Annotated in this window: 15 protein-coding genes and 1 pseudogene; 6 read left to right on the top strand and 10 right to left on the bottom strand. The window is 65.6% G+C overall.

The window, feature by feature from the left end; translation table 11 throughout:
• The first annotated feature begins 78 nt into the window (after positions 1–78).
• Together ppsA and C0541_RS05550 are read left to right on the top strand one after the other, a co-directional pair.
• On the top strand, positions 79–2,457 hold the full coding sequence (gene ppsA / locus C0541_RS05545) for a phosphoenolpyruvate synthase (protein WP_115046493.1): 2,379 nt from the start codon (positions 79–81) through the stop codon (positions 2,455–2,457).
• Positions 2,457–3,446, top strand: coding sequence for a mechanosensitive ion channel family protein (locus C0541_RS05550; protein WP_115046494.1), 990 nt, complete (start codon positions 2,457–2,459; stop codon positions 3,444–3,446). Before ppsA ends, C0541_RS05550 begins: the two co-directional genes overlap by 1 nt.
• Before the next feature lie 189 nt (positions 3,447–3,635).
• On the opposite strand, the gene orn is transcribed toward C0541_RS05550, so the two are convergent.
• From orn to mntR, 3 genes are all read right to left on the bottom strand, one after another.
• Positions 3,636–4,220: an oligoribonuclease gene (gene orn, locus C0541_RS05560; protein ID WP_115047307.1), complete on the bottom strand. Its 585-nt coding sequence runs from the start codon at positions 4,218–4,220 to the stop codon at positions 3,636–3,638.
• A 70-nt stretch (positions 4,221–4,290) separates the two neighbouring features.
• Entirely contained in the window at positions 4,291–4,800 is a 510-nt protein-coding gene (gene tadA / locus C0541_RS05565; protein WP_115046496.1) for a tRNA adenosine(34) deaminase TadA, read from the bottom strand.
• A gap of 2 nt (positions 4,801–4,802) precedes the next feature.
• Positions 4,803–5,270, bottom strand: coding sequence for a manganese-binding transcriptional regulator MntR (gene mntR / locus C0541_RS05570; RefSeq protein WP_115047308.1), 468 nt, complete (start codon positions 5,268–5,270; stop codon positions 4,803–4,805).
• A gap of 143 nt (positions 5,271–5,413) precedes the next feature.
• Between mntR and C0541_RS05575 the strand changes: the two genes are divergently transcribed.
• The 3 genes and pseudogenes from C0541_RS05575 to C0541_RS05585 all read left to right on the top strand — a co-directional run bounded on the left by C0541_RS05575 (position 5,414) and on the right by C0541_RS05585 (position 8,821).
• Positions 5,414–6,760, top strand: coding sequence for an Nramp family divalent metal transporter (locus C0541_RS05575; RefSeq protein ID WP_115046497.1), 1,347 nt, complete (start codon positions 5,414–5,416; stop codon positions 6,758–6,760).
• 262 nt (positions 6,761–7,022) lie between these two features.
• A pseudogene (locus tag C0541_RS05580) lies at positions 7,023–8,150 on the top strand (Cache 3/Cache 2 fusion domain-containing protein).
• 44 nt (positions 8,151–8,194) lie between these two features.
• Positions 8,195–8,821 carry a hypothetical protein gene (locus C0541_RS05585; protein WP_115046498.1) on the top strand — a complete coding sequence of 209 codons (627 nt, stop codon included), beginning with the start codon at positions 8,195–8,197 and terminating at the stop codon, positions 8,819–8,821.
• Positions 8,822–8,939: 118 nt separating this feature from the next.
• Here the strand turns inward: C0541_RS05585 and C0541_RS05590 are convergent, their stop codons facing one another.
• The 5 genes from C0541_RS05590 to folD form a co-directional block, all read right to left on the bottom strand.
• Positions 8,940–9,413 carry a methyltransferase family protein gene (locus tag C0541_RS05590; RefSeq protein ID WP_115047310.1) on the bottom strand — a complete coding sequence of 158 codons (474 nt, stop codon included), beginning with the start codon at positions 9,411–9,413 and terminating at the stop codon, positions 8,940–8,942.
• 224 nt (positions 9,414–9,637) lie between these two features.
• Complete coding sequence (locus tag C0541_RS05595; RefSeq protein WP_115047312.1) at positions 9,638–10,669, bottom strand: NAD(P)/FAD-dependent oxidoreductase; 1,032 nt, start codon at positions 10,667–10,669, stop codon at positions 9,638–9,640.
• Between the two features lie 725 nt (positions 10,670–11,394).
• Complete coding sequence (gene guaA / locus C0541_RS05600; RefSeq protein ID WP_115046499.1) at positions 11,395–12,960, bottom strand: glutamine-hydrolyzing GMP synthase; 1,566 nt, start codon at positions 12,958–12,960, stop codon at positions 11,395–11,397.
• Between the two features lie 130 nt (positions 12,961–13,090).
• The gene (guaB, locus tag C0541_RS05605) at positions 13,091–14,548 is read right to left on the bottom strand and encodes an IMP dehydrogenase (protein WP_016903541.1); all 1,458 of its coding nucleotides are present in this window, start codon (positions 14,546–14,548) and stop codon (positions 13,091–13,093) included.
• A 182-nt stretch (positions 14,549–14,730) separates the two neighbouring features.
• Complete coding sequence (gene folD, locus C0541_RS05610) at positions 14,731–15,642, bottom strand: bifunctional methylenetetrahydrofolate dehydrogenase/methenyltetrahydrofolate cyclohydrolase FolD (RefSeq protein ID WP_115046500.1); 912 nt, start codon at positions 15,640–15,642, stop codon at positions 14,731–14,733.
• A 49-nt stretch (positions 15,643–15,691) separates the two neighbouring features.
• On the opposite strand from folD, the gene C0541_RS05615 reads away from it, so the two are divergent.
• The gene (locus C0541_RS05615; RefSeq protein WP_115046501.1) at positions 15,692–16,012 is read left to right on the top strand and encodes a DUF1244 domain-containing protein; all 321 of its coding nucleotides are present in this window, start codon (positions 15,692–15,694) and stop codon (positions 16,010–16,012) included.
• A gap of 362 nt (positions 16,013–16,374) precedes the next feature.
• Here C0541_RS05615 and galU read toward each other — a convergent pair whose 3' ends face one another.
• Together galU and C0541_RS05625 are read right to left on the bottom strand one after the other, a co-directional pair.
• Positions 16,375–17,268, bottom strand: a complete 894-nt coding sequence (gene galU, locus C0541_RS05620; protein ID WP_115046502.1) for a UTP--glucose-1-phosphate uridylyltransferase GalU — start codon at positions 17,266–17,268, stop codon at positions 16,375–16,377.
• Positions 17,268–19,175, bottom strand: a complete 1,908-nt coding sequence (locus C0541_RS05625; RefSeq protein WP_161959899.1) for a polysaccharide biosynthesis protein — start codon at positions 19,173–19,175, stop codon at positions 17,268–17,270. The genes galU and C0541_RS05625 overlap by 1 nt, the downstream gene beginning before the upstream one ends.
• Between the last annotated feature and the right edge of the window lie 5 nt (positions 19,176–19,180).

Consider the following 19,180-nt stretch of genomic DNA (forward strand, 5'->3'; position numbering starts at 1 on the left):
GCACTGCATCATAGCGGCTTCTTCCTACGGACGCGGCCATCCAGCCCGCTCGGGCGATGGCCATACGGAGCATCGCGCTTGAACGAGAATATCCTGTGGTTGCATGAGCTACGCCTGGCCGACCTGGCCCGCGTAGGTGGTAAGAATTCCTCGCTCGGCGAGATGATCGGCAACCTGGCCGGGCTTGGCGTTTCGGTTCCCGGTGGATATGCGACCACTGCCGAGGCGTTCAAGGACTTCATCGCGCATAACGATCTGTCCAAGCGCATCTTCGACAAGCTGGCAACGCTGGATGTTGAAGACGTGTCTGCCCTCACCGTTGCCGGCAAGGAAATCCGCGGCTGGGTGATCGATGCGCCGCTGCAACCGGAACTGGACCGCGATATCCGTACCGCCTATGCACAGCTGTGCGCGGAAAACGGCGGTGGCGAAGTGGCCGTGGCGGTGCGTTCGTCGGCCACCGCCGAAGACCTGCCCGATGCCTCGTTCGCCGGTCAGCAGGAAACCTTCCTCAATGTCACCGGCGCCGACGATGTGGTGCACAAGGTCAAGGAAGTGTTCGCAAGCCTCTACAACGATCGCGCGATCGCCTATCGCGTGCATCATGGCTTCAAGCACGAAGACGTGTTCCTGTCGGCCGGCGTGCAGTTGATGGTGCGCTCGGGCGTGGGTGCGGCCGGCGTGCTGTTCACGCTGGACACCGAATCGGGTTTCCGCGACGTGGTGTTCGTCACCTCCAGCTTCGGCCTGGGCGAGATGGTCGTGCAGGGCGCGGTCAACCCGGACGAGTTCTATGTCTACAAACCCACGCTGACCGCGGGCAAGCCGGCGATCCTGCGCCGCTCGCTCGGCAGCAAGGCGGTCCGCATGGTCTATTCGGACGTGCCCGGCGAACGTGTGCGCACCGAAGACACGCCAGTGGAACTGCGCAGCACCTTCTCGATCAGCGACGAAGACGTGCAGGAGCTCTCAAAGCAGGCGCTGGTGATCGAAAAGCATTATGGCCGCCCGATGGATATCGAGTGGGCCAAGGACGGTGTCAGCGGCAAGTTGTTCATCGTGCAGGCGCGCCCGGAGACCGTGAAATCGCGCAGCCATGCCACCCAGATCGAGCGCTTCTCGCTGGAAGCCAAGGACGCCAAGGTCCTGGTCGAAGGCCGTGCGGTGGGCGCCAAGATCGGCAGCGGCGTGGCCCGCGTGGTGCGCTCGCTGGACGACATGAATCGCGTGCAGGCCGGCGACGTGTTGATCGCCGACATGACCGATCCGGATTGGGAGCCGGTGATGAAGCGTGCCTCGGCGATCGTCACCAACCGTGGCGGCCGTACCTGCCACGCGGCGATCATCGCGCGCGAGCTCGGTGTGCCGGCCGTGGTCGGCTCGGGCAACGCCACCGACGTGATCAGCGACGGCCAGGAAGTGACGGTCAGCTGCGCCGAAGGCGATACCGGCTTCATCTACGACGGCCTGCTGCCGTTCGAGCGCACCACCACCGACCTGGGCAACATGCCGCCTGCCCCGCTCAAGATCATGATGAACGTGGCCAACCCGGAGCGCGCGTTCGACTTCGGCCAGCTTCCCAACGCCGGCATCGGCCTGGCGCGCCTGGAAATGATCATCGCCGCGCATATCGGCATCCACCCGAATGCGCTGCTGGAATACGACAAGCAGGACGCCGACGTCCGCAAGAAGATCGACGCCAAGACCGCCGGCTACGGCGATCCGGTCAGCTTCTACGTCAACCGCCTGGCCGAGGGCATCGCGACGTTGACCGCCTCGGTGGCGCCCAACACGGTGATCGTGCGCCTGTCGGACTTCAAGTCCAACGAGTACGCCAACCTGATCGGCGGCTCGCGCTACGAACCGCACGAAGAGAATCCGATGATCGGCTTCCGCGGCGCCAGCCGTTACGTCGATCCGTCCTTCACCAAGGCCTTCGCGCTGGAATGCAAGGCGGTGCTGAAGGTGCGCAACGAGATGGGCCTGGACAACCTCTGGGTGATGATCCCGTTCGTGCGCACGCTGGAAGAAGGCCGCAAGGTGATCGAGGTGCTGGAACAGAACGGGCTCAAGCAGGGCGAGAACGGCCTGAAGATCATCATGATGTGCGAGCTGCCGTCCAACGCGTTGCTGGCCGACGAATTCCTCGAAATCTTCGACGGTTTCTCGATCGGCTCCAACGACCTGACCCAGCTCACCCTGGGCCTGGACCGCGATTCGTCGATCGTGGCGCACCTGTTCGACGAGCGGAATCCGGCGGTCAAGAAGCTGCTGTCGATGGCGATCAAGTCGGCGCGCGCCAAGGGCAAGTACGTCGGCATCTGCGGCCAGGGGCCGTCGGATCACCCGGAACTGGCCGAGTGGCTGATGCAGGAAGGCATCGAGTCGGTGTCGCTGAATCCTGACACCGTGGTCGATACCTGGCTGCGTCTGGCCAAGTTGAAGAGCGAGAGCTGATGGGACTGCTGGGCGCGGTACTGGCGACTGCAGCAGCAGTCGCCGCCAGGCCGGCGGGAGCCGCGGGAGCGGCTGCCGCCAAACCGGCAACGGCCCCGGAGCGGGCATTCGATTGGGCCACCATCCCGTGGGCGCAGTACGTGCTCAACTGGGGGCTGGCCCTGTTGATCGTGGTGGTCGGCATGTGGCTGGCCAAGCAGCTCAGCCAGTGGCTGCACCGTGCGCTGACCCGCGCGCGCGTGGAGATCACGCTGACCAACTTCCTGCGCAACGTGCTGTATGCGTTGTTGCTGGTGCTGGTCTTCGTCACTGCGTTGAGCAAGATCGGCGTGCCGCCGACCTCGCTGATCGCGGTGCTGGGCGCGGCCGGCCTGGCGGTTGGCCTGGCGTTGAAGGATTCGCTGTCCAACATCGCTGCAGGCGTGATGCTGATCGTGCTGCGGCCGATGCGCGATGGCGACCACGTGGTGATTGCCGGGCAGGAAGGCATCGTCGACGAGATCCGGATCTTCCAGACCCGGATCCGCTCGTTCGACGAGCGCATGATCACCCTGCCCAACAGCACCATCACCACCTCGCCGATCGTCAACTACAGCACCCTGCCCAACCGGCGCCTGGAAGTGACGGTGGGCGTGGGCTACGGCGACGATCTGAAGAAGGCCCAGCAGCTGTTGCTGCAGATTGCCAGGGACAACCCGAACCTCCTGGAGTCGCCGGCACCGTTCGTGCAGGTCACCAATCTGGGCGAAAGCACGGTGGACCTGATGTTGTTCGCCTATGCGACCAACGGCAATTTCGGCGCGGCCAAGAGCACCACGCTGGAACAGATCCGCAACCAGCTGCTGGAGAACGGGCTCAATATCCCGTATCCGCAGCGCGACCTGCACGTGTATCACCACGATGCCGACGGCAAGCCGATCTCCGATCTGTTGCTGAAGGGCATCGCCGACGATGGCGATCTGAGCAAGGGACCGTCGCTGGCGCGCTGATGCGCTGGATGGCGTGATGCAAAAGCAAAAGGCCGCATCGAAGGATGCGGCCTTTTTACTGGATGCGCTGGCACCGCGTGCGTCTGGCGATGCGGTCGGCGGTGAACGCTACGCGGCGCACGCCGCGCGCGGTTGGCAACCGGACTCCGTCAACACGCCCACCGCGTGCAACACCACCGCGGCCAGCGCTCAGCCCTGCGCGCCGGCCTGCAAATCGCCGCCCAGCGCGCCCATGAACTGGCGGTAGTGGCGCAGCTCGTCGATCGAATCGCGCACATCGCTCAACGCGGTGTGGGCCGAGCTCTTGGCAAAACCATTGGCCACCGTCGGCGCCCAACGCCGTGCCAGCTCCTTGATGGTGGACACGTCCAGGTTGCGGTAATGGAAGTAGCGCTCCAGGCGCGACATCTGGCGGTGCAGGAAACGGCGGTCCTGGCAGATCGAGTTGCCGCACATCGGCGAGGCGCCGGCGCGGATCCACTCGCTCAGGAAGGCCACCGTCTGCGCTTCGGCCTGGGCATGGGTGACCTGGCTGTCGAGCACGCGCTGCCACAGGCCCGAACGGCGGTGCTGGTTGCGGTTCCATTCGTCCATGGCTTCCAGCGTTGCCAGCGGATGGGCGATGGCCAGTTCCGGCCCTTCGGCAAGCACGTTCAACTGCGCATCGGTCACGATGGTGGCGATCTCGATGATGGAATCGCGATCGGTATCCAGGCCGGTCATTTCCAGATCGATCCAGATCAGTCGGTCGTTGCCTGCAAGGGTGTCTGCCATGTCGCCGTCCTGTGGAGGGCCGTCGCCGGCCAGATGCTGAAGGGCGCGCATCATACCGCGGCCGCGCCGCTCAGGGCGCGAGGGGCGGCTTGCCACGCTTGGCCCTGAAGTAATTGGTCAGCCGCAGACCCGCCTCGGCGGCCAGGACGCCACCGCTGACCTGCACGCGGTGGTTGTGGCGCGGATCGGCGAGCAGGTCGAACACGCTGCCGCAGGCGCCGGTCTTGGGGTCGCTGGCGGCAAACACCACCCGTGCGATACGCGCATGGATCATCGCCATTGCGCACATCGCGCACGGCTCCAGCGTGACATACAGCGTGCAGCCGACCAGCCGGTGGTTGGCCAGCCGGCGGCCGCCTTCGCGCATGGCCATGATCTCGGCATGCGCGCTGGGATCGTGACTGGCGATGTTGAAGTTCCAGCCTTCGCCCAGCACATTGCCCTGCGCATCGATCAGCAGCGCGCCGACCGGGATCTCGTCAAAGTCACGTTCGGCGCGCTCGGCCAGGTGCAGCGCGCGCTGCATCCACTGTTGGTCGACAAGCGCCTGCGCCGCATCGACCGCCGTCTCCACCTGCATGCTCACGCGGCGCTGCCGCCCTGGCGAACCAGGAAGGCGGCGAACGCCGCCACGGTGGCCTCGCTGACATGGTGCTCGATGCCTTCGGCGTCGCGGCGCGCGGTGGCCTCGTCGATGCCCAGCGCGAGCAGGAAGCGTTCGACGATCTGATGGCGCTGCCGGCTGGACGCGGCCAGCGCCTCGCCGGCCGGGGTCAGGAACACCCCGCGGTACGGGCGCTGCACCACCCAGCCATCGCGCACCAGCCGCTTGAGCATCTTGGCCACGGTCGGCTGTGCCACGCCCAGGCGCGCGGCGATATCGACCTGGCGCGCCTCGCCGCCGTCGACCAGCAGATCGGAGATCAGTTCCACGTAGTCCTCGACCAGCTCGGCGCGGCGTGCCTCGCGCACCTGACGGAAGCTCTCCATGTGCACCTGCGCGTCGATCAGCGCCGGCGCGGCTGCTTCCAGCTTTTCGCTCTTGCCCACCCTCATCCCCGTCATCACGTCCGGCGCCAGTGCCGGGATGCGTAGTGTGAAGCACTCAGCCGATCATGACGATTTAAATTGCCAATGCTCAACAGCATAGCAGTTGCTATATCATCGGCACACTCTCCGCCAGCCTGCCCTGCATGTCCGCCAATCTCCGTCCCAACGCAGCCCTGCCCCTCCCCTCGCCGGCAGTGGTCAATGGCGGGCTGGGCGATCACCACGCCAGCGTCGCCGTGCCCGGAGGCGGACACTGGTGGTTCCGGCTGCTGGCGTTCCTGGGGCCCGGCTACATGGTGTCGGTCGGGTACATGGACCCGGGCAACTGGGCCACCGACCTGGCTGGCGGCTCGCAGTTCGGCTATCTGCTGCTGTCGGTGATCCTGCTGTCCAACCTGATGGCGATCGTGCTGCAGGGCCTGTCGGCACGGCTGGGCATCGCCACCGGGCTGGATCTGGCACAGGCCTGCCGGGCGCGGTACCCGCGCGGGGTGAACCTGGCGCTGTGGGGCATCTGCGAACTGGCGATGATTGCCTGCGACCTGGCCGAAGTGATCGGCACCGCGATTGCGTTGAAGCTGTTGTTCGGCATTCCGCTGACCATGGGCGCCATCATCACCGCGGTGGACGTGGTGCTGGTGCTGTTGCTGATGAACCGCGGTTTCCGCGCACTGGAAGCGTTCGTGATCGCGCTGCTGTTGATCATCTTCGTGTGCTTCGGCATCCAGATCGCGCTGGCGGCACCACCGATCGCCGCCGTGCTGGGCGGTTTTGTTCCGCGTGCGCAAGTGGTCACCGACCCGCATGCGCTGTATCTGGCGATCGGCATCATCGGTGCGACGGTGATGCCGCATAACCTGTACCTGCATTCGTCGATCGTGCAGACACGTGCGTATCCGCGCACCGATGTTGGCCGCAGGTCGGCGCTGCGCTGGGCGGTGACCGACAGCACCGTGGCGTTGATGTTCGCGCTGTTCATCAACGCCTCGATCCTGATCCTGGCGGCGGCGGTGTTCCATGCGCAGGGCCGCACCGATGTGCAGGAAATCGAGCAGGCCCACGCCCTGCTCGCGCCGATGCTGGGCGTGGGCCTGGCCTCGACGCTGTTTGCGATCGCGCTGCTGGCCTCCGGCGTGAACTCCACCGTTACCGCCACGCTGGCCGGACAGATCGTGATGGAGGGCTTCCTGCAACTGCGCCTGCCGCCGTGGCTGCGCCGTCTGCTGACGCGCGGCATCGCCATCGTGCCGGTGGTGATCGTGACCTGGCTGTATGGCGAGGCCGGTACCGCGCGGCTGCTGGTGCTGAGCCAGGTGGTGCTGTCGATGCAGCTGCCGTTTGCGGTGATCCCGCTGGTGCGCTTCGTGTCGGACCGTGCGTTGATGGGCGCGCTGGTGGCACCACCGTGGCTGGTGCGCATCGCCTGGGGCATTGCGGCGGTGATCGTCGGCTTGAACCTGAAGCTGCTGTGGGATACCGCGCTGCAGTGATACATCCCGGCGACCGGCCGCCCTGGTGCTGCATGCCGACGACGACCGGGCGGCGGTGTCCTCGCCCCCGTGCTTAACCTCAGGCCATATGGCGCGCCTGCCGCACTGCCGGAGCGATCGACTTCGGCTATCGTATGCATCGCCGGCGGCATGGGGGCCGCTTCAGCATCGGGTGCGATAGCCGATAACGGCTAGGTCCGACCGCCGCGGGGGGCTGCGACGGCACTCGATCCAATCATTCAACGCGTTCAGGGGAATTGCGATGCTTCGTCACTCTTTGCGGGTGCGCCTGCTGTTGCCGGTGCTGGCCTTGGTGCTGGTCGTGGTGGTGGCACTGACGGTCATCCTGGCCATTACCGAAGCAAACCGGGTCAAGTCCGAGACCGGCGACGCGATCGAGCGCCAGTCGGTGTCCTTGCAGACCTTGTTCTCGGTCACCCGCGCGATGATGCTCGACCGCGTCAATTCCTCCATGCGCCAGCTGCGCAAGGAAGCCAACGCACACGGCGCCGCAAGCGTGGGCAGCCAAGTGCGCGTGGGCGACCGCAACGCCAACGACCTGCTGCTGGGCCAGAAGGCGCAGGCCAATGTCTTCGACATGCTCGACGATGTCACCGCCATCCACGAAGGCACCGCCACGCTGTTCTCGCGGACCGGCGATGACTTCGTGCGCATCTCCACCAATGTCAAGAAGGACGACGGCAGCCGCGCCATCGGCACCGTGCTCGATCCCGACGGCTAGGCCGCCGCCAAGCTGCGCAACGGCGAAAGCTTCTACGGCGTGGTCGACATCCTCGGCAACCCGTACGTCACCGGCTACGAGCCGATCTTCGCCGGCAACGACAAGCGTGTGATCGGTGCCTGGTACGTCGGCTACAAGGCCGACACCCAGGCGCTGGAAAACGTGGTCAGCAGCCGTCGCGTGCTCGACTCCGGCTTCATCGCCGTGTTCGACAGCAAGAACACGCTGCGCTTCCAGTCCAGCACCGGCGCCACCACCGACACCGCCACCATCGAGCGGATCGTCAAGGACACGCCGGACGACTGGGTGGTGACCAAGCAGGACGTGCCGGACTGGGGCTTCACCCTGGTTTCGGCCTACCCCAGGAGCGACGTCAATGACGTGATCGTGCGCCAGTCGCTGTGGATTGCCGGCATCGGCCTGCTGGTCTGCATCTTGCTGCTCGGCCTGCAATGGGCGTTGATCTGGAGCCGCGTGCTGCGCCCGATCCAGCACCTGACCACCGTGGCCGAAGAGCTGAGCCTGGGCAAGTGGAACCACACCATCGACGAGGTCAGCCTCAAGGATGAAATTGGTACCCTGGCGCGCGCCATCTCCCGCCTGTCCAACAGCGTGCGGCTGGCCATGGAGCGGCTCAGCAAGCGCTGAACTGCGCGCACCTACCCCGTACCAGATGATGCAAGGAAGACGCCATGTCCACTGAATTCCGTCCGCTGATCGACGTGCTGCGCGAGCTCAAGGCGCTGGCATTGAAGAAGGCGTCCGGCTTTCTGTTCGTCGTCACCGAGGAGAACCACTCCTGCATCGTCCGCCTCAACGCCGGGCAGATCGAAGAAGTGGTGTTCCGCATGTTGCGCAATGACGAGGCGGTGCAGCGCCTCACCATGGTCAATGCGGCCAAGGCCCGCTTCCAGGTCGATCCCGGCGCTGGCATGGGCAAGCCCTCGCTGCTGAGCGACGACGCGCGGCAGTGGTTGATGGGCGGCTTCGAGCAGGACCTGGGTGGTGCGCCGCCACCGCCACGCGCACCAGTTACGCCGCCGCAGGCGCCGACCGCTGCAATACCAGTCGCCGCACCGAGCGCAGCACCTGCATCCTCGGGCAGCGGCTCCGCACCCGACGAGCGCGTCCGCGATGCGTTGGAGAAGGTCGCCCTGAACTATCTCGGCCCGATCGCCGGCATGCTCTGCGACGAAGCCTGGGATGCCTCCAGCGACATCGAGCAGGTGCTCGCCCAGTTGGGCGCCAACCTTTCCACCCCGCAGGAAACCCAGAAGTTCATCGCCGACGCCCGTGTTGCGCTGGCCAGGCTGCGCTGACGGAAAACAGCTTGCAAGGCAGCACGGTGCACGGTCTGTTTCGGGGCATCACCGCCCGACCCTTGCGATGCACCCGATGCGTGCCTCGGAAAGCGTCGCAGGCAGCCGCGCAGTGTCGTCACAGCCAGCGGCGAACCCTTGCCTTGTAGCGACGATATTCCTCGCCGAACTTCGCCTCGAGGTAGCGCTCCTCGCGCGCGATCACCTGCGCCTGGATCGCGACCAGCACCAGCGGGAGCAAGGCCAAGGCGATCGGTCCGTCAAAGCCGATCGCAAGGCCGGCATAGCTGAGCGCCATGCCGAGGTACATGGGATTGCGCGTCCACCGATAGAGGCCGGTCGTTGCGATGAGGGTCGTCGGCCGCGACGGCGGAATATTGGTGCCGAGCCGCCAGAACAGCCCCGCTGCCGCCAGCATGACTGCCGCGCCAGCCACGCACAGCGGCGCGCCCGTCGCGACCAGCAACCGCCAGCCGATGCCGAACGTGCGTGGGGGCATGAACCGCTCCGCCGCCAGCCCCAACAGCAGCGCTCCCAGATAGACGAGTGGCGGAGGCAATCGCACGCTCGCACTGTCCGCTTCAACCGCCATGCTCATCCTCCACACTGCGCCCCGACGCCAGCGTCGCCTGCTGGGCGGGGCTCCCCGCCCGCGAGTCTGGCCATGTGTGCGGGGTCAGCCGGTGCCGGTGCCGGAGAACGCGACCTTCTGCACAGGCGCTGGCCGACCAGGACCGATGACGGATGACGGATGACGGATGACGGATGAGCCTAAGGCGTCCCGACCCAGCCCGGACGAACGCATGCGGTTTGCAGTCAAGCCAGCATGGACTGCTGGGCGGAGATGCCGGCCGTTGCGCCCTGCCATATCGCGGTGGTGACGGAAGCCATGCCGGGGTTCGCCAGATCGCCCGCGGCGTAGATGCCTGGCAGACTGGTTTCGCGGCGCTCGTCCACCTTGAGGGCGATGCCGGTTGGCGTATCAACCGTGGCCAGGCCAAGCGCTTCATGCAGGCTTGCGGACGGCCTGGTGCGCGGATGCACGAACAGGATATCGAGCGCGACATCGGGGGCGCTATCGAGCTTGATCGTGGCATTGGCACCTCCGCGACGCGCGATTTCGGTTATCCGGCCATCAACGAGCGGGACATGCCGGCGCGCCAGCTCGGCCCGGGTCTCGGCGGCGATGTCGTGGCCGTCGGCGAACACCGTCAACCTGTCGGTCCAATCGTGGAACAGCCTGACCTGATTCATCGACTGCGGGCCGGACCAGACCAGCCCCCAACGCTGATCGGCGACCTCGAAGCCATCGCAGTAAGGACAAGGCACGATGGAGGAACCCCAATTCTCGGCAAAGCCCGGGATGTCAGGCATCTGGTCGACAACGCCATAGCTCAGGATCAGGCGGCGCGCGCCAAGGGTGTCGCCCTCGGCCGTCAGCACGGAGAAGTTGTCGATGGCACCGGAGATGCTGTCGGCCCGGGCACTCACCAACGTGATCGAGGGATAGCGCGCAAGTTGCTGCATGGCCTCGGCCATGATGTCGTGCGGCGGCTTGTGATCGTGGCCGAGCACACCATGCGAATGGCTGGCGAAGCGATTTCGTCGCAGGCCGGTATCGAGCACGGTGACCTTGCGGCGGGCGCGACCGAGCTGCAGCGCGGCCGCGAGGCCGGCGAAGCTGCCGCCGATGATGATGACGTCATTCATGGTCATGGATTCCGTTTTGTCGATGAAGGGGCCGGGTTTGGCGGCGGACCGTGCGTGGGCGAAGCCGGTAGTGGAAAGCGTCGAAGCTAGGCTAGCGGTGGAAAGCGCGGCCAGCTTCAGTAGGGATCGTCGTTTCATGGACATCTCCAGGTGTCGCAGGCCAGTGCCTCTTCGTCATGCGACGAGCCCCGTATACATTGGACTCCCACGCTTACGATACTGATAAGTATCCTAATCCTGGAATTAGGATACTGTCAAGTACCAAGTTCTACTGGGTGGAAAGCAGCTGCGCCGCGACCGGCCCGCCAACGCGGCGTCTGGACAACCGGGCGCCTGGACAACCGTATGCCTGAAAAAAACGGTTATCGACAGCGCAAGCGAGCTTTTCACGTTCGATAGCCGCGGTTGTCCAGGGAGCTGCGCTCCCCTCACCACGCTGGCGTGGATGTGGTGCGTGCGTCGACTGCCATTGCCTGCCGGCCATCGTCCTGCACGCTGGCGGGCACGACGCAACGACGGCAGCTGCGGGCCACGCACTGCCACCGGATATCGGACACAACCGGACACCGGACGCTGCCCCAGCAGGCCGGCTTGGGCCCCATATGCCTGGCCGACCTGCTCAAGTTCCAGATGGCGCCGCGTTCCCCGGCGTCTGCGGGCCAGAACGAGGCGCTGCGTGTGCCGCTATGCCAGCCCCGTTCTTCCAGCAAGCCGGCGCGTTGCCGCACGGCCTGCTTCACGTCGCCGCCGAAGCTCAGCTCTCTCGGGCCCCGAACCCCGGGGCACGTACCTGCAATCGGCGATCGCCGGGCGCGCAGCGCAGGTTTTTCGATGGCTGGCGACGGTCCTCGAAGGGCCTTAAATCACTCCCACTCGATCGTCGCAGGCGGCTTGCCGGAGATGTCGTAGACCACGCGCGAGACGCCGCGTAGTTCATTGATGATGCGGTTGCTCACCGTGCCGAGAAAGTCGTACGGCAGGTGTGCCCAGTGCGCGGTCATGAAGTCGATGGTTTCCACCGCGCGCAGCGCGATCACCCATTCGTAGGCGCGTGCATCGCCGACCACGCCAACCGATTTCACCGGCAGGAACACCGCGAACGCCTGGCTGGTGGTGTCGTACAGGTCGGCCTTGCGCAGTTCGTCGATGAAGATCGCATCGGCCTTGGCCAGCAGCTCGGCGTATTCGCGCTTCACTTCGCCCAGGATGCGCACGCCCAGGCCGGGGCCCGGGAACGGATGGCGATACACCATCGTGCGCGGCAGGCCGAGTTCGACGCCAAGACGGCGCACTTCGTCCTTGAACAACTCGCGCAGCGGTTCGACCAGGCCCAGCTTCATGTGCTCCGGCAAGCCACCGACGTTGTGGTGACTCTTGATCACGTGCGCCTTGCCGGTCTTGCTGCCGGCCGACTCGATCACGTCCGGATAGATCGTGCCCTGCGCCAGCCACTTGGCATTGGCCAGCTTGCTGGATTCCTCGTCGAAGATATCCACGAACAGGTTGCCGATGATCTTGCGCTTGGCTTCCGGGTCGCTGACGCCTTCGAGCCTGGCGAAATAGCGGTCGGCCGCATTGACGCGGATCACCTTGACGCCCATGTGCTCGGCGAACATCGCCATCACCTGGTCGCCTTCCTGCCAACGCAGCAGGCCGGTATCGACGAACACGCAGGTCAGCTTGTCGCCGATCGCCTTGTGCAACAGCGCGGCGACCACCGACGAATCCACGCCGCCGGACAGGCCAAGAATGACTTCGTCGTCGCCCACCTGCTCACGCACGCGCGCGATCTGGTCGTCGATGATGTTGGCCGCCGTCCACAGCGTCTGGCAGCCGCAGACATCGACCACGAAGCGGCGCAGCAAGGTCTGGCCCTGCAGCGTGTGCGTCACTTCCGGGTGGAACTGCACGCCGTACCAGCGCTTGTCCTCGTTTGACATCGCCGCCACCGGAATGCGGTCGGTTACCGCCGTGACGGTGAAGCCCGGCGGCACCTGCGACACATGGTCGCCGTGGCTCATCCACACATTGAGACGCGAGGCGCCGGCATGATCGGTCAGCCCTGCGAACAAGGCATCGGCCGCCACCACATCCACTTCGGCATGGCCGAACTCGCGCTGGTCCGCCGCCTCGGTGGCACCGCCCAGCTGCGCCGCCAGCGTCTGCATGCCATAGCAGATGCCGAACACCGGCAGGCCGCTGTCGAATACTTCCTGCGGCGCGGCCGGCGCACCCGGCAAGGTGGTCGACTCGGGACCACCGGACAGGATGATGCCCTTGGCACCGAAACCGGCAATCTCCGACGGGTCGTGATCCCAGGCCCAGATCTCGCAATACACCCCGATCTCGCGGATGCGCCGCGCAATCAGCTGGGTGTACTGCGCGCCGAAATCGAGGATGAGGATCTTGTCGCTATGGATGTTGGTCATTGGGGCCGGGATTGGGAATTCGGGATTGGGGATTTGCAACAGCGGAATGGCAGCGATGCACCCTGCCGAAGGAGATGCGGCGGGCTGTTACGAATCCCCAATCCCGAATCCCCAATCCCGCGGATGGGCATCAGCCCATGCGGTAATTCGGCGGTTCCTTGGTGATCTGCACGTCGTGGACATGGCTCTCGCGCTGGCCGGCACCGGTGATGGTGACGAACTTCGGCTTGGTGCGCATTTCCTCGATGGTCGCGCAGCCCACGTAGCCCATCGTGGCGCGCAGGCCACCGATCAGCTGATGGACGATGCCACCGACCGGGCCGCGGTACGGCACGCGCCCTTCGATGCCTTCCGGCACCAGCTTGTCGGCATCGCTGGAATCCTGGAAATAGCGGTCCTTGGACCCCTTCTCCATCGCGCCCAGGCTGCCCATGCCGCGATAGCTCTTGTAGCTGCGGCCCTGGAACAGTTCGACCTCGCCCGGGGCTTCCTCGGTGCCGGCGAACAGACCGCCGACCATCACCGTGGAGGCGCCGGCGACCAGTGCCTTGCCGATGTCGCCGGAATAGCGGATGCCGCCATCGGCGATCAACGGAATGCGGTCCTGCAGCGCCTCGGCAACCATGTCCACCGCGGTGATCTGCGGCACGCCGACACCGGCGACCACGCGCGTGGTGCAGATCGAGCCCGGACCCACGCCGACCTTGACTGCATCGGCGCCGGCGTCCATCAGCGCCAGCGCGGCATCGCCGGTGACGATGTTGCCGCCGATCACCTGCAGCTGCGGATACGCCTTCTTGACCCAGGCCACGCGATCGATCACGCCCTGCGAATGGCCGTGTGCGGTATCGACGATCACCACGTCCACGCCCGCTGCAGCCAGCAGTTCGATGCGCTGCTCGGTATCGCCGCCCACCCCGACCGCCGCGCCGACCAGCAGGCGCGTGGACCCGTCCTTGGCCGCGTTGGGGTTGTCGGTCTTCTTCTGGATGTCCTTGACCGTGATCAGGCCGCGCAGCTCGAAGCTGTCGTTGACCACCAGGATCTTTTCGATACGGTTGCGGTGCAGCAGCTCCAGCACTTCCTCGTCACTGGCGCCTTCGCGCACGGTGATCAGGCGATCCTTCTTGGTCATGATGTGGCGGACCGGATCGTCGAGCTTCTTCTCGAAGCGCATGTCGCGGCTGGTGACGATGCCGACCAGTTCGCTGCCATCCACCACCGGCACGCCGGAGATGTTGCGCGCGCGGGTCAGCTTGAGCACCTCGCCGATGGTGGTGTCCGGGCTCACCGTGAACGGCTCGGTGATCACGCCGGATTCGAACTTCTTGACCCGGGCGACTTCGCCGGCCTGCTGCGCAGGAGTCAGGTTCTTGTGGATGATGCCGATGCCGCCCAGCTGGGCCATGGCCACCGCCAGGCGGTGTTCGGTCACTGTGTCCATCGCGGCCGAGAGAATCGGCAGTTTCAGGCGCAGATCGCGCGTCAGCCGGGTTTCCAGGCTGACGTCCTTGGGCAGGACGATCGAATGAGCGGGGACGAGGGAAACGTCGTCGTAGGTGAGAGCTTCAGCCTGGATGCGGAGCATCGGCGGACCCGAGTTTGGGGAAGCGCGGCATTTTAACGCATTGAGGCCGGGATTGGGGAGTCGGGATTGGCAAAGGCGCCGCCTCGCACCGCCCCACAGTTCGCCTGCCTGTCAGGATGCCGATGGCCAGCCGATCCCGCATGCAATCCGGATGGAGCGATGCATGCGCTTCGCCGCCGCCTCTAGCGAATCCCGATTCCCGCATCCTGAATCCCGGCCGCATCAGCGGCCTCGATGGTGTTCTGCATCAGCGTGGCGACCGTCATCGGCCCCACCCCACCCGGCACCGGCGTGATCCAGGCCGCACGTTGCACCGCCGCCTCGAACCCCACATCGCCGACCAGGCGGCCATCGTCCAGTCGATTGATGCCGACATCGATCACCACCGCGCCCGGCTTGACCCATTCGCCCGGAATCAGGCCCGGCCGCCCCACCGCCACCACCAGGATGTCGGCATTGCGCACGCTGGCTTCCAGCACCTCGGGCGGGGTGAACTTGTGGCAGCTGGTGACCGTGCAACCGGCGATCAGCAGTTCCAGCCCCATCGGCCGGCCGACGTGATTGCTCACGCCCACGATGGTCGCATTGCGGCCGCGCACCGGTTGGTCGGTGTGCCCCAGCAAGGTCACGATGCCGCGCGGCGTGCATGGGCGCAGGCCGAACTCGCGCAGCGCCAGGTGCCCGACATTCTGCGGATGGAAGCCATCGACGTCCTTGCGCGGATCGATGCGCTGGATCAGGCGGTTGGCATCGGGGATGCCCGGCAACGGCAACTGGATCAGGATGCCGTGGATCCTGGGATCGGCATTGAGCTGGTCGATCAGCCGCGCCAGCTCGGCCTCGCTGGTGCCTTGCGGCAAGTCGTAGTCGAAGGCTTCGATGCCGACCTTTTCCGCCGCACGCCGCTTGTTGCGCACATACACCGACGAGGCCGGATCGCCACCGACCAGTACCACCGCCAGCCCGGGGCGCGTCTTGCCGGCGGCCAGGCGCGCATCCACGCGCAGCTTCAAGCCGTCGAGCAGTTCCTCGGCGATGCGGCGACCATCGAGAAGGCGGGCCGGAGCAGAGGCAGCTGGCGCGGAAACGGTCATGGGGCGTCAGGTGTAGAGTCGAAGGCCGTCCATTGTCCCCGATTCCGTCATGACCGACACCACCTCGACACCCGATTCCACCACCACGTCCATCGAAGCGGCCGCATTTCGCCGGTTGTTGCAGCATCTCAACCAGCAGCGCCCGGATGTGCAGAACATCGACCTGATGATCCTGGCCGGCTTCTGCCGCAATTGCCTGGGCGACTGGTACCGCGAAGCCGCCGAAGCGCAGGGCCAGCCGATGAGCAAGGAGCAGGCGCGCGAAGCGGTGTACGGCATGCCGTTTGCCGACTGGAAACAGCAGCACCAGAAAGACGCCACGCCCGAGCAGCTGGAAGCCTTCGCCGCCGCTCAACGCCGGCACGGCTGAGTCGATCGTTCCATCCCTTCAGGCCGGCACCTTGGCGCCGGCCATTCCATGACCGGGTTTTCTCGACCAGCCACGACACCTGCATCGCGATGCCGGATCTCTCGGGCGACGGCGGCGACCTGGTCCACGCCCCACTCGAGCGGGGGCGCCTGCCCGAATGCCACCACCGACGCGAAGGTTTGGCGACTGTGGTGGCTCCCCGGCAGCGATCAACTGCAATGCGCGCCCACGGTCGTAAGGCAGCACCAGCAGCTCGGACTGCGCGTCGATCACCGACGGCACCGCGGTCTGGCCCAGCAAGCGCCCAAACGACGAACGACGCCAGCTGGCGTCGTTCGTGGATGCGGGCGATGGCCAGACGATCAGCCGCGCGCGTCGGCCTCGGCCAATGCGCTGCGCAGGATTTCCCTGGCCGGCCCGCCATGCTTCTCGTGCTCGAGCGCGAAATGCACGGTGGCTTCGATCAGGCCGATATGCGCACCGCAATCGAAACGACGGCCTTCGAAGCGATAGGCGTCGACGGTTTCCTGCTGCAGCAATCCTGCAATCGCATCGGTCAACTGGATTTCGCCGCCAGCGCCGGCGCCGGTCTCTTCGAGCAGTTCGAAGATCTTCGGGTTGAGTACATAACGGCCGACCACGGCCAGATTGCTCGGTGCCACTTCCGGCTTGGGCTTTTCGACGATGGCGTTGATGCGGCCCTTGCGGCCATCGAAGGCATCGGTGGCCACGATGCCGTAGCTGGCGGTCTTGTCATGCGGCACGTCCTCGACGGCGATGACGCTGCCACCGGAGGCCTCGGCCACATCGGCCATCTGGGTCAGCGCACCGGCGCCGCGATTCCAGATCAGGTCGTCCGGCAGCAACACCGCGAAGGGCTCATCGCCGACCACGGCCTTGGCACACAGCACGGCATGGCCCAGGCCAAGCGCTTCGGCCTGCGTCACGAAAATGGCGCGCACGCCTTCCGGCAAGGCGTGCCGCACCAGCTCCAGCTGCTCCAGCTTGCCGGCGCGCTCGAGCTTTTGTTCCAGCTCGTAAGCCTTGTCGAAGTAGTCGGCGATCGAATGCTTGTAGCGATTGGTCACGAAGATCAGCGTGTCGCAACCGGCCTGGATGGCTTCGTCGACCGCGTACTGGATCAGCGGTTTGTCGATGATTGGCAGCATTTCTTTCGGAACCGTTTTGGTTGCCGGAAGAAAGCGGGTCCCAAGACCTGCGACGGGGAATACGGCCTTGCGAATACGCTTGCTCATTAAAGTCTTCTGACCTCACGTGCGGGGAATGGAACGACCGTATCAGATCGCGCGTCGACTTTCCGTCGAGCCGCCGCAAAATCCGGCATCAGGCTGCCCAGCAACGTCTCCATCGCCTTGATGTCATAGCGGTTAACCGCCTCGCGCAGGCGCGTCACCAGCTGCAGCACCTGCTCGTGCGAGAACTCGCGCACGCCGGCTTCCAGAATCTTGGGATGCGCGGTGGGGCGATAGTCTTCGTCGGAATAGAACAGGGTTTCGTGCAGCTTCTCGCCCGGACGCAGGCCGGTGTAAAGGATCGCCACATCCTTGCCGGGCTGCTTGCCGGCAAGACGGATCATCTGCTCGGCGAGCAGGCGGATCGGCACCGGCTCGCCCATGTCCAACGTATAGATCGCGCCATGCGAGGCGGAGGCGGCGGCCTGCACCACCAGCTGGCAGGCCTCCGGGATGGTCATGAAGTAGCGCGTCACGTCCGGATGCGTCACCGTGACCGGGCCACCCTGGCGGATCTGCTCGCGGAACAACGGCACCACGCTGCCGGCCGAATCCAGCACGTTGCCGAAGCGCACGGTGATGAAGCGCGTCGGCGCATCGCGCGCATCAAGACTCTGGCAGATCATCTCGGCGTAGCGCTTGCTCGCGCCCAGCACGTTGACCGGCTCGACCGCCTTGTCGGTGGAGATGAACACGAAGGTCTCGATGCGTGCGCGCTGGCAGGCGCGCGCCACGTTTTCGGTGGCCAGCACGTTGTTGCGTACCGCCTCGCGCAACTGTTCTTCCAGCAACGGCACCTGCTTGTAGGCGGCGGCATGGAACACCGCATCCGGCGGCGCGGTGTTCAATGCATGCGCGACCACCGCCGGGTCGCCACAATCGCCCAGCACGCGCACCACTTCGATATCGGGGAACAAACGGCGCAGGTCCGAATCGACGGTCAGCAAGGCCAGCTCGTCGATCTCCAGCAGCACGATGCGGCGTGCACCATGGCGTGCGCACTGGCGGCAGACTTCCGAACCGATCGACCCGCCCGCGCCGGTCACCATCACCGTCTTGTTGGTCAACCAGTCGCGAATCAGGCGCCAGTCCGGGGTGACCGGCTTGCGGTTGAGTAGGTCCTCGATCGCGACCTCCTTCAATTCGCCAGGCAGCGAACGCCCTTCCAGCACGTTGATCAGCTTGGGCACCATGCGGAACGGCAGCCCGGTGCTTTCGCAGATGGCCACCACGCGCTGCATGCCGGACGCATCCAGCGACGGAATCGCGATGACCAGCAGCTTGGCCGCCGTTTCCTTGGCGATGGCGGCAGCCTGGTCCAGGTTGCCCAGCACGTTCAGACCCTGGATCTTGGCGCCATGCAGGTTGTTGGCATCGTCCAGATACCCGACCGGCACGAAGGCACCGGTACGGCGCAGGTCACGGACAAGGCCTTCGGCGGCACGGCCTGCGCCCAGGATCAGCACGCGCTGCGCGGCGTCGCCGGAGTGCGCGATCTGGTAATCCTTCCAGGCCCGGTACAGCAGCCGTGGCGTGCCCAGCAATGCCGACAGCGCGAACGGATAGACGACCAGTACCGACAGCGGCACCCCATCCAGGCGGTCGTAGGACAACGCAAGCACGATCGCGACCAGGCCGAGAAAACTCGACTTGAAGATGTTCCACAGGTCCGGCACCGAGGCGAACCGCCACAGCCCGCGGTACAGGCCCATCTTCCAGAACACCAGCCCTTGCGCGACCAGGACGACACCGGTGCGCCAATCCCACAACGGCAGATCCGGCGCGTCGCGCAGCATGGAGTAGCGGCCGGCGTGCAACAGCTGCCAGCATACCCACACCATCAACAGGTCATGCAGCACCACCGCTGCTTGCGGCAGGGCTTTGGTCAAACGGTCACGCCAGGAAATCATAGGAG

Origin of the sequence: Xanthomonas arboricola (assembly GCF_003353015.1) — a bacterium.
GTDB lineage: Bacteria > Pseudomonadota > Gammaproteobacteria > Xanthomonadales > Xanthomonadaceae > Xanthomonas > Xanthomonas arboricola_E.